Source organism: Collinsella aerofaciens (assembly GCF_039758815.1).
Lineage (GTDB): Bacteria > Actinomycetota > Coriobacteriia > Coriobacteriales > Coriobacteriaceae > Collinsella > Collinsella aerofaciens_BP.
This window is the reverse complement of the sequence record NZ_JBDMSK010000015.1, coordinates 1-15804: the sequence shown is the minus strand read 5'-3', so window position 1 is coordinate 15804 and position 15804 is coordinate 1. Positions and strand designations below refer to the sequence as shown.

16 protein-coding genes are annotated in these 15804 nt (G+C 59.8%); 14 read left to right on the top strand and 2 right to left on the bottom strand.

What is annotated here, in order from left to right; translation table 11 throughout:
* The first annotated feature begins 112 nt into the window (after window positions 1-112).
* From purE to ABHT90_RS07265, 3 genes are all read left to right on the top strand, one after another.
* Window positions 113-577, top strand: a complete 465-nt coding sequence (gene purE, locus ABHT90_RS07275) for a 5-(carboxyamino)imidazole ribonucleotide mutase (RefSeq protein ID WP_006235810.1) — start codon at window positions 113-115, stop codon at window positions 575-577.
* A 36-nt stretch (window positions 578-613) separates the two neighbouring features.
* Complete coding sequence (locus tag ABHT90_RS07270) at window positions 614-1612, top strand: class B sortase (RefSeq protein ID WP_346982080.1); 999 nt, start codon at window positions 614-616, stop codon at window positions 1610-1612.
* Between the two features lie 69 nt (window positions 1613-1681).
* Complete coding sequence (locus tag ABHT90_RS07265; protein WP_346982079.1) at window positions 1682-2098, top strand: molybdenum cofactor biosynthesis protein MoaE; 417 nt, start codon at window positions 1682-1684, stop codon at window positions 2096-2098.
* Between the two features lie 98 nt (window positions 2099-2196).
* Here ABHT90_RS07265 and ABHT90_RS07260 read toward each other — a convergent pair whose 3' ends face one another.
* A complete protein-coding gene (locus ABHT90_RS07260) occupies window positions 2197-3426 on the bottom strand; it encodes a putative ABC transporter permease (protein WP_346982078.1) in 1230 nt (409 codons plus the stop codon).
* Between the two features lie 339 nt (window positions 3427-3765).
* Between ABHT90_RS07260 and ABHT90_RS07255 the strand changes: the two genes are divergently transcribed.
* The 11 genes from ABHT90_RS07255 (at window position 3766) to ABHT90_RS07205 (ending at window position 13834) form a co-directional block, all read left to right on the top strand.
* Window positions 3766-5382 carry an amidophosphoribosyltransferase gene (locus ABHT90_RS07255; protein WP_346982093.1) on the top strand — a complete coding sequence of 539 codons (1617 nt, stop codon included), beginning with the start codon at window positions 3766-3768 and terminating at the stop codon, window positions 5380-5382.
* A gap of 157 nt (window positions 5383-5539) precedes the next feature.
* On the top strand, window positions 5540-6643 hold the full coding sequence (gene purM / locus ABHT90_RS07250; protein WP_346982077.1) for a phosphoribosylformylglycinamidine cyclo-ligase: 1104 nt from the start codon (window positions 5540-5542) through the stop codon (window positions 6641-6643).
* The gene (gene purN / locus ABHT90_RS07245; RefSeq protein WP_346982076.1) at window positions 6633-7334 is read left to right on the top strand and encodes a phosphoribosylglycinamide formyltransferase; all 702 of its coding nucleotides are present in this window, start codon (window positions 6633-6635) and stop codon (window positions 7332-7334) included. Before purM ends, purN begins: the two co-directional genes overlap by 11 nt.
* A 179-nt stretch (window positions 7335-7513) precedes the next feature.
* Window positions 7514-7978 carry a PTS sugar transporter subunit IIA gene (locus ABHT90_RS07240; RefSeq protein WP_346982075.1) on the top strand — a complete coding sequence of 155 codons (465 nt, stop codon included), beginning with the start codon at window positions 7514-7516 and terminating at the stop codon, window positions 7976-7978.
* 186 nt (window positions 7979-8164) lie between these two features.
* A complete protein-coding gene (locus ABHT90_RS07235; protein ID WP_346982074.1) occupies window positions 8165-9388 on the top strand; it encodes a peptidylprolyl isomerase in 1224 nt (407 codons plus the stop codon).
* Between the two features lie 54 nt (window positions 9389-9442).
* Entirely contained in the window at window positions 9443-9886 is a 444-nt protein-coding gene (locus ABHT90_RS07230) for a GatB/YqeY domain-containing protein (RefSeq protein WP_006235801.1), read from the top strand.
* A gap of 246 nt (window positions 9887-10132) precedes the next feature.
* The gene (locus tag ABHT90_RS07225; RefSeq protein WP_022094215.1) at window positions 10133-10864 is read left to right on the top strand and encodes an amino acid ABC transporter ATP-binding protein; all 732 of its coding nucleotides are present in this window, start codon (window positions 10133-10135) and stop codon (window positions 10862-10864) included.
* An 8-nt stretch (window positions 10865-10872) separates the two neighbouring features.
* A complete protein-coding gene (locus ABHT90_RS07220; protein WP_082435536.1) occupies window positions 10873-11748 on the top strand; it encodes a transporter substrate-binding domain-containing protein in 876 nt (291 codons plus the stop codon).
* A 25-nt stretch (window positions 11749-11773) separates the two neighbouring features.
* Window positions 11774-12520, top strand: coding sequence for an amino acid ABC transporter permease (locus tag ABHT90_RS07215; RefSeq protein ID WP_346982073.1), 747 nt, complete (start codon window positions 11774-11776; stop codon window positions 12518-12520).
* 3 nt (window positions 12521-12523) lie between these two features.
* Window positions 12524-13162 (top strand): amino acid ABC transporter permease, encoded by a 639-nt coding sequence (locus ABHT90_RS07210; protein WP_055285379.1) that lies wholly within the window; start codon window positions 12524-12526, stop codon window positions 13160-13162.
* Between the two features lie 48 nt (window positions 13163-13210).
* Window positions 13211-13834, top strand: coding sequence for a cytidylate kinase-like family protein (locus tag ABHT90_RS07205; RefSeq protein WP_346982072.1), 624 nt, complete (start codon window positions 13211-13213; stop codon window positions 13832-13834).
* Window positions 13835-14236: 402 nt separating this feature from the next.
* On the opposite strand, the gene ABHT90_RS07200 is transcribed toward ABHT90_RS07205, so the two are convergent.
* Complete coding sequence (locus ABHT90_RS07200; protein ID WP_346982071.1) at window positions 14237-15640, bottom strand: helix-turn-helix transcriptional regulator; 1404 nt, start codon at window positions 15638-15640, stop codon at window positions 14237-14239.
* Between the last annotated feature and the right edge of the window lie 164 nt (window positions 15641-15804).

Here is a 15804-nt window from a genome sequence, read left to right as displayed (position 1 = left end):
CCCGCCCGCGAAGCGCCACAGAGACCGCAGGGACGGGAGCAGCTATACTACTCTCAGTAGTTAAGGGTCGCGGAAATGCCGCGTCACCGCTCTCAACAGGAGGTCTTTGTTTATGGCAGATCAGAAGCCGGTTGTCGGGATCATCATGGGCTCCAAGTCCGATCTGGGCGTTATGGAAGGTTGCACCGCCGAGCTCGAGGCACTGGGCGTGCCCTATGAGCTCGTGATTGCAAGCGCGCATCGCACGCCGGCGAAGGTCCATGAGTGGGCCTCGACTGCTGCCGACCGCGGCATCAAGGTGATTATCGCTGCCGCTGGCAAGGCTGCTCACCTGGGCGGTGTCGTGGCTGCGTTTACGCCGCTGCCGGTCATCGGCGTGCCTATGAAGACGAGCGATCTGGGTGGTATGGACTCACTGCTGTCGATGGTGCAGATGCCTTCGGGCGTGCCCGTTGCCTGTGTGGCCATCAACGGTGCCAAGAACGCTGCCATTTACGCCACGCAGATTCTGGGCGCATGCGACCCCGAGTACCGCAAGGTTATCGAGAAGATGAAGCAAGAGATGGCTGACGCCTAAGCGCTCTGCCAGTCCATTTGCAGCATAAGGAGAGCCATGTCCGACTATCAGGGAAAGCGTTTTTCGGCTTCTCGGATTCCCGATCCATCGAAGCCGGGTGCTGCCCATGCGGCGCAGCAGGGTCGGGCATCCTCTCCTCAGCAGCCGCGCGCGCCGCGCCCCGTGACACCGGCGACGCATCGTCGACAGGACGCGCCGGCTGCATATCGACCTTCATCTTATAGCACCGCTAAGAAGCCGCCCCGGTCTTCATCGCATGCCACGCCGTCGGACTACACCGAGCCGCCACGTAAAAAGCGCCGCTCCATCATTCCTATTCTGCTTATTATCGTGGGCATCGGTCTGATTGTCGCCGCCGCCGCTATCTTTATCAATGCACAGATTGGCTACAAGCAGGCGAGCGAGTCGTATCAGAAAATCGAGAAGCAATATGTAAGCGATAAGGACGCCAGCGGCGTGCCGACTATCGACTTCGATGCGCTTGCTCAGACAAACCCCGAGATTGTGGGTTGGATTTATGTGCCGGGAACCAACATAAACTATCCCGTGGTGCAGACCAACAACAACTCCAAATACCTCAACACGCTGTTCGACGGTACGGCCAATGCATCTGGGGCCATTTTCCTGGATAGCGATGACACCGCGCCGGGAATGGTGGATCAGCAGACTACGATCTATGGTCACCACATGAACGACGGATCGATGTTCAATGTGATCTCGGACACGACCGATCAGGCGACGTTCGACAGCATAGAGTACGTGTATTACATCACGCGCGACGCCACCTATAAGCTGCGTCCGCTGGCGACCAAAGTGGTCGAGGACACGTATGCCAAGGCGCGCACGCCCAATTTTGAGGGCGACGACGGGCTCAAGAACTACCTGTCCGAGATGCTCGACGGTGCCTCTGCCGTGGCGAGCGATGCCACCGATCGTGCCGCTTCGGCAACCAAGGTCGTAACGCTTGTGACCTGTCGTTCGCTGTCATTTAGCAATACGCGTGCAGTCATGGTGCTCACACCGGTCGAGGAATAAGTTGTTCGAGAGTGGCTAAAAGGGCCCCGTCCCAAATGAGCTACTCGACGACAGTAAAAAGGAGAAATGATGCTTGAAAGTGGCAAATCGATGCCTTCGGTTGATGCCTGGCTGCGCGAAGCCAAGGCCGATGTTTCGGCGGCTGATTGTGGGATGTACCTGGCACACAATGGCGTGGTGCGTGCGACGCCTAAGTCCGAGGTGCGTGGGGTCGAGACAGATGGTGTGGCGCCTGGACATAAGGTGGGCGGCATGGTGTTTGGCTTCGATGCCGAAAAGGTGCAGGCTGCTATCGAGGCAACGCGCGCGATGCCGGGTATCGGCTATGTGCGCGTGTGGCTGGCGAGCGGCGAGCTCGCCGTGGGCGACGACATCATGCTCGTACTCATTGGCGGGGACATTCGCCCGCATGTGGTCGACGCACTGCAGGCGCTCGTCGGTACCATCAAAAATGAGTGTGTGAGCGAGGTCGAGCGCGAGGCGTAAGGCCGGCAGCAGCGCTCACCAACAAAAAGCCCGCTGGCAGTCCATCAGTCTGCCAGCGGGCATTTCTGTGTGTTGGAAAATCTCGGCATTGCGTGGCGCTACACGCGCGTCGCATCCTTGGGGCTCATGGTCATACTCTGGAAGCGGTTTTCCATGTAGTCGTTATCGAAATACTTGCCGTAGAACTGCGCGACGGGAATATCCGGCTCCGTGCCGTTGACGCGCTGGTACCAGTAGTCGAGCGACTGTAGCGTCATGACGCCGTCGACCAGCATAATGACGGTAAAGATGACGGTAGCCGAGTAGCGGCTTTTCCACGGAATCATGTTGATGAGCTTGAGCAGCCTCGGCAGCAGCAGCTTGATCCAGATAAGGCCACCCAGGCCCCACAGGCAGGCAAAGCCCGTGCAGGTGCGTCCGCCCGTAAGGACGGCGAGTGGGTCGGGCATGCCGAACAGCTTCATGTGCGAGTAGCTCCACGAGACCACGCCAAATGAGGTCTGCATAAACCAGCCCACGAACACCTCGAAAGCGCCGCCGATCAGGGCACTTACCAGGAAAATGATCAGAGGATTCTTTTTATAGAAGCGGTTGAGCGCCATGGTCATGAGCACCGCGCCAAATCCGTAGATGGGGCTAAAGGGGCCAAATAGCATACCGGCACGGTCCTGATAGACGCCGGGATCGACGACGACCATATGCCAGACTTCCTCGAGAATGAGACCTAACACGCTGCAGACGAAGAATACCCAGAACAGGTTGAAGTAGTTGAGCTTGATGTAGCCCTCGCCGGTTTCATCGCGGCCGAGCATGCCCTCGTCCGCGGCGTCGCGGTCGAGCATCTCCTGCAGGCGGCGCTGGAGTTCGCGCTCCTGGCGCAGCGTGGGGTCGACGGTGGCCGAAAGTGCGATGAGGATGACGAGCTGGACGGCGGGGCGCAGCAGGAAGGGTCCGATGCCTTGGAGCATCACGTCGACCAAAAGCTCGACGACGGTAAATGCGATAAGGATGTAGGACAGGCGGGCGGCGTTGCGGCGCTGGTTTTTGATAAGGTCCAGGCCAAAGATGATCAGGATGACGGCACTTGCCGCAGAGAGCATGATGCCGGCGACGATGAGTCCAACCGCGACGAGCGTGTTGTCGCCGAGCTTTTCGGCGGCGTTGCCGTTGATGAGCGCGGTAATGACCTGCCACATAAAGGCGGCGACCGACGGGAGCGTGCCCAAGCCGGACAGGATGCACAGGACGGCGTACACCTTAATGACGAGGGGGATCTTCTTGACCTCCGTGGCGCTGGGGACGCTGGGGTCGAGTTCGTTTCGATTCATACAGAACCTTTCTCGCTTTGTTGTAGGTTATAAGGATACGCCGCCGACCTGCCAAAAGACAGGACGAACGTCCCAATTGCAACTTTGTAATCCCCAACGGTGGACGTGGCGGCCATCTGGGAGCGCGGGCGCTTGCACTGGGCAGACCGATAAAATGTTTGGCCGCAAAACGGATTATTAGCTCGGTGGGCTTTTAAAAAGCGCTGCTCATGCGCGGGGGAGCGTGTCGCGCCGTGCGTATAATAAGGCGGGTAACGCCAAAATACGAGGCTCTGAGGGGATGCCATGTCTCAAGAAACCATCCGCGCGGCCGAGCGTTCCGCGGGACAGGTGAACGCCATGTCGACGTATGATCCGGACTCCGACCAGCTGCATGAGGAATGCGGCGTTTTTGGTGTCTGGGCGCCCGATCGCGACGTGGCTCGACTGACGTACTTTGGCCTGCGTGCACTGCAGCACCGTGGCCAAGAATCGGCGGGAATCGCTGTTGGTGACGGCGGTACGGTTATGGTCCGCAAGGATCTGGGCCTGCTCGACCGTGTGTTCTCCAATGCCGACTTGTCGACGCTCTCCGGTCAGCTGGCCGTGGGTCATGTGCGCTATGGCACCGCCGGCGCCAAGAGCTGGGAAGCCTCTCAGCCGCACCTCTCTACCATCAATAGCGTCATTATCGCGCTCGCGCACAACGGCACCCTCGTCAACACCGACGAGCTGCGCCGCCAGCTGATCGAGCTGGGCGTGCCGTTCCTCTCCAACTCGGATTCCGAGGTCGCGACTAAACTCATCGGCTACTTTACTCAGCGTACAGGCCATCTGCGCGAGGGCATTCGCAAGACCATGGAGCTCGTGCGCGGCGGCTACGCCATGACGCTCATCAACGAGCAGGCGCTCTACGCATTCCGCGATCCGCACGGCATTCGCCCGCTCGTGCTGGGCAAGCTGGTGGACGAGGGCCTGGACCAGGCCGATGCCGCATCCGTTTCGCAGCTGCCGTCGCAGGACGGCGCCGCGACGGTCGACGCCACCACCCATGTCACCCGCGCCGGCGGCTGGGTCGTCGCCTCCGAGACTTGTGCGCTCGACATTGTGGGCGCCGAGTACGTCCGCGACGTCCGTCCCGGTGAGATTTTGCGCATCAGCGCCGAGGGCCTTGTGTCCGAGCAGGGCGTGCCTGCCGCCGAAGAGCCTGCTAACTGCATCTTTGAGCAGGTCTACTTCGCTCGTCCCGACTCCATCATGAACGGCAAGAGCGTCTACGCCTGCCGTTATGACATGGGTCGTCAGCTGGCACATGAGGAGCCCGTCGAGGCCGACCTGGTCATCGGCGTGCCCGACTCCGGCCTGCCGCCCGCGGAGGGCTATTCGCACGAGAGCGGCATTCCCTTTGGCGAGGGCCTCATCAAGAACCGCTATGTGGGCCGTACGTTTATCGAGCCTACGCAGGAGCTGCGTGCCATGGGCGTGCGTATGAAGCTCAACCCGTTGCGTGACAACATCGAGGGCAAGCGCCTGGTCGTCATCGACGACTCCATTGTGCGCGGCACCACCATGGTGCAGCTCGTCAAGATGCTGCGCAACGCCGGCGCCAAGGAGATTCATATCCGCATTAACTCGCCCGAGGTCATCTGGCCGTGCTTCTACGGTATCGATACCGACGTGCAGTCGCAGCTTATCAGCGCCAACAAGACGGTCGACGAGATTTGCGAGTACATTGGCGCCGATTCGCTGGCCTTCCTTTCGGTCGAGGGCCTGCTGAAGGTCATGCCCAAGGGCGGTTACTGCGATGCGTGCTTTACCGGACGCTACCCCGTGGCGATTCCCGAGAGCTTTGGCCGCGACAAGTTCATGGAGGGCTTTAAGCCCCGCAACCTGGACAAGCCGCTGCACTTTGACGACGACGCCGTGGTCGAGAAATACGACGACCGCAGCTGGGAAGAGGAGCACGGCGAGGCCTAAAGCCTGCCATGTAGGGACAGGTTTATTTTGGTAGGTTTTACCTGCTGTTTTGTTGATATGACGGCGCGTGCCGTTATGGCGTGCGCCGAAATGAACGCAACTATGAGCACCGTTTGGCGCCTGTGCGGCGCCACGGTAGTGGGAGAGGAAGGCTCAGATGAGCGACAGCAAGCATGTGACGTACGAGGACGCCGGCGTCGATACCGCCGAGGGTGGCCGCGCCGTCGACGCTATTAAGCAGATGGTCAAGGACACCAACCGCCCCGAGGTTATCGGCGGCATCGGTGGCTTTGGTGGCCTGTTCTCGGCCGCCGCGCTTAAGGATATGGAAGACCCGATCCTGATCAGCGGCACCGACGGCGTGGGCACCAAACTCGTGCTCGCTCAGATCATGGACCGTCACGAGACGGTGGGCCAGGACCTGGTCGCCATGTGCGTCAATGACATTTTGGCTTCGGGCGCCGAGTCGCTGTTCTTCCTGGATTACGTTGCCATCGGTCACATTGAGGCCGAGCACATGGCAAAGATCATCAAGGGCGTGGCCGACGGCTGCAAGCTCGCGGGCTGCGCGCTCGTGGGCGGCGAGATGGCCGAGCACCCGGGCGTTATGGCTCCGGCCGACTACGACCTCGCCGGCTTTACTGTGGGTGTTGTCGATCGTCCCAAGATGCTCGACCCCGCGAACGTTCGCCCCGGCGATGTGATCCTGGGCCTGCCCTCCACCGGCGTGCACTCCAACGGCTACTCACTCGTGCGCAAGGTCATCGGCGTCGACGGCATTAAGCCGGGCACGCCCGAGGCTGCTGCTAAGGCCGAGGAGCTGAGCCGTCCGCTCGAGGAGCTCGGCGGTGCTTCGCTGGCCGACGCTCTGCTGGCTCCCACGCGCATTTATGTGAAGCCGATTCTTGAACTGCTCCACGGTGGCGCCAACGTTCATGCCATTGCCCATATCACCGGCGGCGGTATTACCGAGAACCTCAACCGCGCGCTCGCCGACGACGTCGATGCCGTGGTCACACGCAACGGCGCCCAGATGGGCTGGGATGTTCCGCCCGTCATCACCTACGTGTCGCGTCAGGCCGAGCTCGCGCCCAACGAGGCATGCAAGACCTTCAACATGGGCGTCGGCCTGTGCCTGATCGTCGCCCCCGAGGACGAGGCTGCCGTGACCGAGGCATTGGTCGCGCTGGGCGAGAAGCCGTTCCGCGTGGGCGAGTGCGTCGAGGGTTCCGGTAAGGTCGTGTACTCCGATGAGCGCTAACGAGCAGATGGCTGCCGCCGAGGGCCTGGGCTTTGTGCCCTACACCCGACCGACCGGCACCGATACGGCTGAGCCGCTCAAGATCGGCGTGCTTATCAGCGGTTCGGGTACCAACCTGCAGGCGCTGATCGACCTGATCGCCGCCGGCAAGCTCAAAGCCTCGATTGAGCTTGTGGTGTCGAGCCGTCCTTCGGCCAAGGGCCTGCAGCGTGCCGAGCGCGCGGGCATCCAGACACTCACGCTGTCCAAGGATGTTTATGCCGACCCCATCGCGGCCGACGAGATCATCGCGCATGAGCTGCTCGAGCGCGGCTGCGAGTACGTGGTGATGGCCGGCTACATGCGCATGGTGCACACGCCGCTGCTGGCAGCGTTTCCCAATCGCGTGGTCAACCTACACCCGGCGCTGCTGCCGAGCTTTACCGGCGCCCATGCGATTGACGATGCGTTTGCTCGCGGCGTCAAGGTGACCGGCGTGACCGTGCACTTTGCCAACGAGATCTACGACAACGGCCCCATCATCGCCCAGCGTGCGCTGGCTGTTGAGGAGGGTTGGGACGTCGATACGCTCGAGGAGCACATCCACGCGATCGAGCACGTGCTGTATCCCGAGGTTGTTCAGATGCTCGCCGACGGCCGCGTCCACGTGCTGGAGAGCGGCAAGGTCGCAATTGATGCGCCTCGCGGCTAGCGGCGCACAGTACAATTTAGCCGAGTAGTCAGGGTGGTCATTGGCGCCAAGGCGCAAGTGGCCATCCTTTGTTTTAGGTAGTCATTGGGGGCGTTCTTAAACGACTAGTCATTGGGGACGTTCTTGAATGACTAGTCGTTTAAGAACGTCCCAGGTGACTAGGTGAGAGAGGTGAGCGCATGGCGGATAACGAAGCGCTGTTTACGCCTGAGCTAGTGTTTTTTGATTGGGAGTGCGCGACGCCGGGCGAGGTGTTTGCGCGGCTCGAGGGTGAGCTTGCCCCGCGCGGCTACATTGCCGAGGGTTGGCTTAACGCCGTCCGCACGCGCGAGGACGCCTATCCCACGGGTCTCGCCATGCCGGCGGCAAACATCGCCATTCCGCATACCGATCCGGGATTTGTGGCCAAGCCCTATATCGCGGTGGTAAAGCCCGTCACACCTGTGACGTTCAACGCGATGGCGGGCATGGGCGCCCCGGTGCCGGCGCAGATCATCATCAACCTGGGCATTGCCGAGCCGGGCGGTCAGGTCGAGGCGCTTCAGGCACTCATGAATATCTTTATGGACACCGACGCTGCAACCGATGTACTCGGCCAGACCACGCCCCAAGGCATGGTCGACGCCATCCGTCGCCACTTCTAAGTCGGCATTTGGGGACTGTCCCTAACTGCCGGCAGAAAAGGAACGTCCCTAACTGCCAACTGCCAGACTTGTCCCCTTTGCACCAAAATGGTGCAGATTAACCTGTCCCCCATGCACCAGGTGTGTCGCGGGGGCTGCGTTGTGACACAATGGCGTTTGTTCGATTCGTGATGCGAAAGGCCAAACATGGCAAATAAGAAAAAGAACCCCGAGGTCGCGCCGACGTCCGAGCAACGGTCCCGCGCCGCCTCCAGCTCTCGCAAGAAGCAGCGCAAGACCTATGTGTCCAAGACCGTCAAGATTGTCCTGGTGGTCATCGGCGTGCTGGCGATGCTGCTCTCCGTCTCGGCCATGGCGTGCTCCGGCCTGATGTCGCAGACCGAAAGCGCCAGCTCGGGCTATAAGCTCACTGGTGGTGTGGCTGCCACTATCAACGGCACCAACCTCACCGAGGACACCGTGACCAAGCAGATCATGAGCATGCGCACGTCCTACGGCTACACCAAGGACAAGGACTGGGCGCAGTACCTGGTCGACAATGACCTCACGCCCAAGAAGTACCGCAAGCAACTCATCGACTCCTACACGCAGCAGATTCTGCTTCAGCAGGCACAGAAGGAGAACGGTGTGACGGTGTCGGACGAGGAGGTCGAGAAGGCCTGGAAGGACGCGTGCAAGAGCGCGGGCGGCGCCAAGACCTTTAAGAAGACGCTTAAGACCTACGGCTACACCGAGGACACCTACAAGGATTCGCTCAAGGAGAGCCTGGCGCAGCAGAAGCTCAAGGATGCCGTGGCACCCACCAGCAAGCCCAAGGACAGCGAGATTGTCGATTACATCAATGAGAACCTGTCCAACTACAACGATGCCCGTCGTTCGTCGAATATCCTGATCAAGGTCGATTCCGACGCTTCCGACGAGGACAAGGCCGCCGCCAAGGCCAAGGCACAGGAGTGCCTGGACAAGATCAACTCCGGCGAGCTGAGCTTTGAGGACGCCGTGGAGCAGTATTCCGACGACACCGGCTCCAAGGAGAAGAAGGGCGATGTGGGCTGGGACAAGCTCACCACCTTCGTCGACAGCTACCAGGCGGCGCTCGAGGGACTCAACAAGGGCGATGTGAGCGACGTCGTCGAGTCGACCTATGGTTATCACATCATCAAGTGCACCGACTACTTCCATGTCGATAATCAGGTCGATGACATTAAGCAGGTGCCCAAGGACATCAAGAAGTACGTCTCCAACGTGGTGAAGACGCAGGCGGCAAGCACTGCGTACAGCGAGTGGCTGGAGCAGTACAAGAAGGACGCCGACATCACCGTTAACCCCATGCCCAAGGACGTGCCGTACAACGTCAGCCTGAAGGGCGTCACCAAGAGTTCGACCGACGATTCGTCGACGACTAAGTAATCATGGGGCGGCGCCCGTGCGAGTGCCGCCCGCACTATTGAGGAGGATTTGCAGATGACCAACGAAGAACTGCAGAAGGAAATGATTGCGGCCATGAAGGCCAAGGACAAGGTTCGCCTGTCTATCATTCGCCAGGTTAAGGCCGAGGTGAAGAACATCGAGGTCAACGAGCGCCGCGATGTGACCGAGGAAGACGTCAACAGCATGATCAAGCGTCTGATTAAGCAGACGAGCGAGACGCTGGAGATGTCCATTAAGGCCGGTACCGACCAGGAGCGTACCGACAACCTGACCGAGCAGGTCAAGATCTTGGAGAGCCTGCTGCCCGCGCAGGTTTCGGGCGAGGAGCTCGAGGCCCTGATCGAGCAGGTTATCGCCGAGCTGGGCGCGACCTCTAAGAAGCAGATGGGCCAGGTCATGGGCGCTCTGGGCAAGGCCACCGGCGGTAACTTCGACAAGCCGGCAGCAGCAAAGATCGTCGGCGCCAAACTCGCGTAGGGGCCGAGCGGTACATAGTTGATGTTGAGGGGGCGTGACCATTGCGGTCGCGCCCCTTTTGCTGGGCTGGGCACTCATTGGGGACAGGCTTAAATGAGTGCCCAATGAGTGGGTACTCATTTAAGTCTGTCCCCAATGAGTGGGTTAAAGGTTGCGGGTTCTTTACGGGAATGTAGTGTGGGCTGCGGAAACGTGGTTCTTTCCGTACAATAGTTCAACTCGTGTAAACGCAGGGAAGGGACATTCATGGCAGACATGATCGAGATCAAGCATCTCAACAAGTACTTTGGCGACCTGCATGTGCTCAAAGATATCAACCTCACCGTCAAGCGCGGCGAGAAGCTCGTAATGATCGGGCCTTCCGGTTCGGGTAAGTCGACGCTCATCCGTTGCGTCGATTATCTGGAGGAGCCCACATCGGGCGAGGTCGTCATCGACGGTACGCCGCTCACCAAAAAGAATCACCTGGAGATGGCTCGCAAGTATAGTTCCATGGTGTTCCAGCAGTTCAACCTGTATCCCAACATGACGGTGCTGGGCAACCTGACGCTCGCGCCCATCAAGCTGCAAAAGAAGAGCAAGGAGGAGGCGACCGAGATCGCCATCGCCGCGCTCAAGCGCGTCGGCATGGCGCATAAGGCCGGCGAGTATCCGCAGAATCTCTCGGGCGGTCAGCAGCAGCGCATTGCCATCGCCCGTGCCCTGTGCACCAAGCAGCCCATCATCCTGTTTGACGAGCCGACCTCGGCGCTCGACCCCGAAATGGTCCAGGAAGTTCTGGACGTTATGATTGAGCTCGCGCAGGAGGACATCACCATGATCTGCGTGACGCACGAGATGGGCTTTGCGCGCCAGGTGGCCGACCGCGTCATCTTTATGGAGGACGGCCGCATCCTGGAGGAGGGCACGCCCGAGCACTTCTTCGATAACCCCGAGAACCCGCGCTGCCGCGAGTTCCTGTCCAAGATTCTGCACTAGGCACGGTGATGGACATGACGGATATGACGAGGGCGGCCGTGTCGCGCCGTCACTTTTTGCAGCTGGCTGGTGCCGGCATGCTTGCGCTGACGGGGACCGCGCTTACCGGTTGCGGCAACTCCACCAGTGGCGAGGGCTCCGACAAGGGGTCCAAGCTCGCGGCCATCAAGTCGCGTGGCCATCTGAATGCCGGCGTTAAGAAGGACGTTCCCGGCTATGGCTATTACGACACCGCCAAGGGCCGCTTTGAGGGCATGGAAGTCGATTTGTGCTACCAGATCGCCGCTGCCGTCTTCGGCGTGAGCTACAAGGAAGCCCGCGCCCAGGAGCTTGTCGAGTTTACCGACGTAACGCCCAAGACGCGCGGCCCGCTGATCGATAACGGCCAACTTGACGTGGTCGCGGCGACCTACACCATCACCGACGAGCGCAAGAAGAGCTGGGATTTCTCGACGCCGTACCGCACCGACTACGTGGGACTCATGGTCAAGAAGCGTTCGGGCTTTACCTCGATTGAGGACCTGGACGGCAAGGTCATTGGCGTGAGCCAGGGTGCTACCACGCAGGGCCTGATTGAGCAGATGATCAAGGACAACGGCTTTAGCTGTAAGCCCGAGTTTAGGGCCTTTAGCGGCTATCCCATCATCAAGAGCTCACTCGACGCCGGCAATATCGACGTCTTTGCCATGGACCGCTCCACGCTGGCCGGTTACATGAACGAGACCGTTGAGCTGCTGCAGCCCGAGGTCAAGTTTGGCGAGCAGGGCTACGGCGTGGCGACCAAGAAGGGCTGCGACCTTTCGGCCGTGGTCGATCAGGTGATTTGCGATCGCCTGGCCGACGGCTGGCTCGACCAAGAGGTCAAGACCTGGGGTCTTGTATAGGCGCATCGTCCAAGGAAGGAATCAAATGCTCGAAGGATTATTTGACGCCGACCGTTGGTCGACGACATTTCAAAATATGGGGCCCTTCTGGGAGGGCTTTGGCGTGACGCTGCAAGTGGTCGTTGCCGGCCTGCTGTTGTCGCTGGTGCTGGGCACGCTGCTGGGCGTGTTCTCTACCACTCGCTCGCGCTTGCTGCGCGCCATAAGCCGCGTGTACGTGGAGTTTTACCAGAACACCCCGTTGCCCGTGCAGGTGCTCTTTATGTACATGGCCGGTCCGCAGTTTTTGCAGGCCATAACCGGTGCCGACCAGCCGGTGCGCATCGCGCCGTTCGTGCTGGGCTTCTTGGGCGTGGGTCTGTATCACGCGGCCTACATTTCGGAGGTCATCCGCACTGGTATCGAGGCGGTTCCGCGCGGTCAGATGGAGGCGGCCCAGAGCCAGGGCTTCACCCGTGCGCAGGCGTACTGGTACATCGTACTGCCCCAGACATTCAAGATCATTCTGCCGCCGCTGTGCAACCAGGCGCTCAACCTGGTCAAGAATACGTCGGTGCTGGCGCTTGTGGCCGGCGGCGACCTTATGTACCGTTCCGACAACTTTGTGAGTCTGTACGGTTACCTGCAGGGATACATCGTCTGCTGCCTTATGTACTTCATCATCTGCTTTCCGCTCGCCATACTGGTGCAGTGGCTCGAGCGCCGCTCCAAGGAGCGTCCGCGCGGTGTGAGCCTGGCCGAGCTGGGGCTCGACAACGTAGAGGAGGCCTAGCGCATGGAAATCTTCAACGCGACCAACCTGCTCTACATTTGGGGCGGCTTTGTTAAGACGATCGAGATCTCGGCGCTGTCGATCTTTTTCTCGCTCATCTTTGGCACGGTGCTGGCGCTCGTTAAAAGTTATGCGCCCCGTCCATTCCGTATTTTGGTGAGCGCCTATATCGAGCTGTTCCGTTGCACGCCAAACCTGCTGTGGATCCTGTTTATCTACTTTACGGTGCAGGGTTTGGACATTGTGATTTCGACCATCGCCTTTACGCTGTTTACCAGCGCTGTTATGGCCGAGATTGTGCGCGGAGGCCTCAACTCGATTCCGCGCGGCCAGTTTGAGGCAGCGCAGAGCCAGGGTTTTGGCTTCTTTGCCACCATGCGCTACATCATTCTGCCCCAGACGTTTAAGACGATCATTCCGGCGCTGTTTAGCCAGTGCACGACCGTCATCAAGGACAGCTCGTATCTTTCGGGCATTAACGTGGCCGAGCTCATGTACACGGCCAACGTCGTGATGGCCCACGCGATCGATCTGTCGCAGGTGCTTATGCTCTACGGCCTGGTGTTTGCGATGTACTTTGTGCTCAACTTTGGTATCTCGCTGCTGGTCCGAGCGTATCAACGTCGTATTGTGGCAGCGTAGAATGTGACAAAGGGACTGTCCCTTTGTCACATAGAGAAAGGAATCGCGATGAGCGATCTGGAGAACAAGAAGAGTCCTGTGGTCATTACCATCGCGCGCGACTTTGGCGCCGAGGGCCACGAGATTGGTCGTATCCTTGCCGATGAGCTGGGGATTCCGCTGTACGATAACGAGCTGCTGGTGCGTGCGTCGCTGCGCGCGGGCGAGTCGCTCGACAAGATGGCCGCTTACGACGAGCGCCTGGCCGTGGAGAACATGGCTTTTCTGCCCGACCGCTACGATGTGCGCTCGTACTCGGATAAGTTGTTCCAAAAGATGAGCCAGGTGATTTTGGATCTGGGTGAGACCGAGAGCTGCATTATCGAAGGTCGCCTGTCCGATTACCTGTTGCGTAACAACCCCAACCACATTGCCGTGTTGGTGACCGCACCCTTTGAGGACCGCGTCGAGATCGTGCGCAAGAAGCGTGGCCTCAACAAAAAGAAGGGCGCCAAGCTGGTCAAGCAGCAGCAGAAGGCGCGCGAGGCGTTCTACAAGCGCTACAGCGCCGGAAAGTGGAAGATGACGAGCGGCAAGGATATCGTTGTCAACCGCGCCAAGCTGGGCCGCGAGGGCTGTAAAGACGTCATCGCCGCCGCCTACCGCTACAAAGTAGCTCAGCTCGAAGGCTAGATGGTCAAAACCACCACAAAGGGGACAGGCACCTTTGTGGTGGTTTTTGCTTTAGGCGGAGGAGGCTGGAAGGTATCACTGCCGGCTGCGCGCTCAAAGAACTCAACGCTGCTCAAAAAACTCAAAGATGCTCAAAGAACTCAAGGGTGCTCAAAAAACTCAAGGGCGGGCACCGCTTAGTTTCCTTTACTGTCTCGATCTGTAACATCTGGGTGGTTAAATCGTCTCTATCTGTTACAGATTTAGATAAAACGCGGAGCCGAGTGGGGAAATCTAAATCTGTAACAGCTGGCCTGCTATTTGGGGTCTAGATGTTACAGATTGAGACAAACTGGTGGAGAGAGCTGCCGTGTCGTTCAAACCACCACAAAGGGGACGGGCACCTTTGCGGTGGTTTTTGTTTTAGGCGGAGGGGAAGGCTTTGGTGAGGCCGGCGCGCGTCTGCGTGTCGGTCTTTTGGTAGATAGAGCTCAGGTGGCGCTGCACCATGCGCATCGAGATACCGAGCTCCTCGGCGACCTGCTTGAGCGGGCGTTCATCCTGGGTCACGGCTATGAGCACGTCGACTTCGCGCGGGGTGAGAGCGTGGTTGGCGATGAAGGCCTGGCGTTGCTCCTCGATGGTGGGGGCGGCGAGTGCTTCTTCTGCCAGTTGCTCGCGCTCGCGCTCCTGCTCGGTTTGGGGCAGGCGGAACAGGCCCGCGGCTACAAACGCCACACTTGCCGCCACAAGCAGCATGAGCGCGCCGATCATGATGATGGCGACATTGCCCGAGGTCACAAGTGCCAGCGAGATGCCCGACGTAGTGAACGCGCACACGTTGTTGGCTGCGCGGCCCATGCCAGCCCACAGTGCGGGCGTATGCATGCGCGGTGCCAGCTGTGTAAAGGTGGCAGTAAAGAACGTGACAAAAAAGCCCGAGCTCAGGTAAAAGACGACAAGGCCCAGGTTGGGATCGGCGCCGGCTTCCACGGCCAAGATCGAGATGGTGGAAAGTACCGTGACGCCGAGCATGATGAGACCCATGTAGCGACGCTCGGCAAGATCAAAGACGATACCGGCGACGAGACCGCTCGCCGCCAAAAAGAGGCGCGGCCAGGTCTGTACGGCGATGGTGCCGTGGGCGTTGGAGAACGTGACGACGTTATCGAGCGTCGAGAACAGGCAGGCGAGAATCATGACGAGCGCGATACTCCAGCACGCCTGCTTGGCGAGGGCGTGTGAGGGCTCGGCAAAGGGGCTGACGGTGGGATTGGGACTCTCGGCAGCCTTTAGGGGAACGGCGCTGAGGGCGGAGATGGCGATAGTCACTGTGCCAAGGACGATGAGCTCTGCGATGCCGCCGCAATTGAGCAGGTTGACGGCGAACTGCATCAGGATGCCCGCGGCATAGGCCGCTCCCGCGCCGGTGGCGAGCTTGGGATCGTCTTGAAACGCCAGTGAAAAGGCGTAGTGCGTAGCGGCGCCCAACAGGCCGAGTCCGAGGAATGCGAGGCAGCCAAGAATCTCGAGGGCAAGCGAACCCGTGGGGGACTGGATCTGGGTCAATCCCAGGATGGCGATGGGAACGGCGGCGCTGACAACTGCCTGGGGCTGGCCTTTGCGTTGGGCGAGACCGAGCAGTGGTGCATATCCGATAAAGCCGATCACGCTGGCGCCCAGAATAAAGCCCTGTGCGATCACAACGCGTTCGGCACCGGCGAGCAGCCCGACGTTGACGTCGAAGCGAAACTCGGCGGCAAGGAAGGCGAAGGTGAAGAGCGCGAGTGCCAGAAGCGCGTTGATTTTAGACCTGCTCAGGTTCAAGGACGGTCCTTTGGATGGACGAATAATCGTGTCCTCGATTGTAGCGTTCCCGGGACGAGTGTGGCGATGGCGAAATCATATTGAATTAAACCGACGCTCCTATAAGTTGTCAAGAGGCAGTTTGCGGGAGCGCTCTCTCCAATTCGCACAGGAGCTCGTAATAC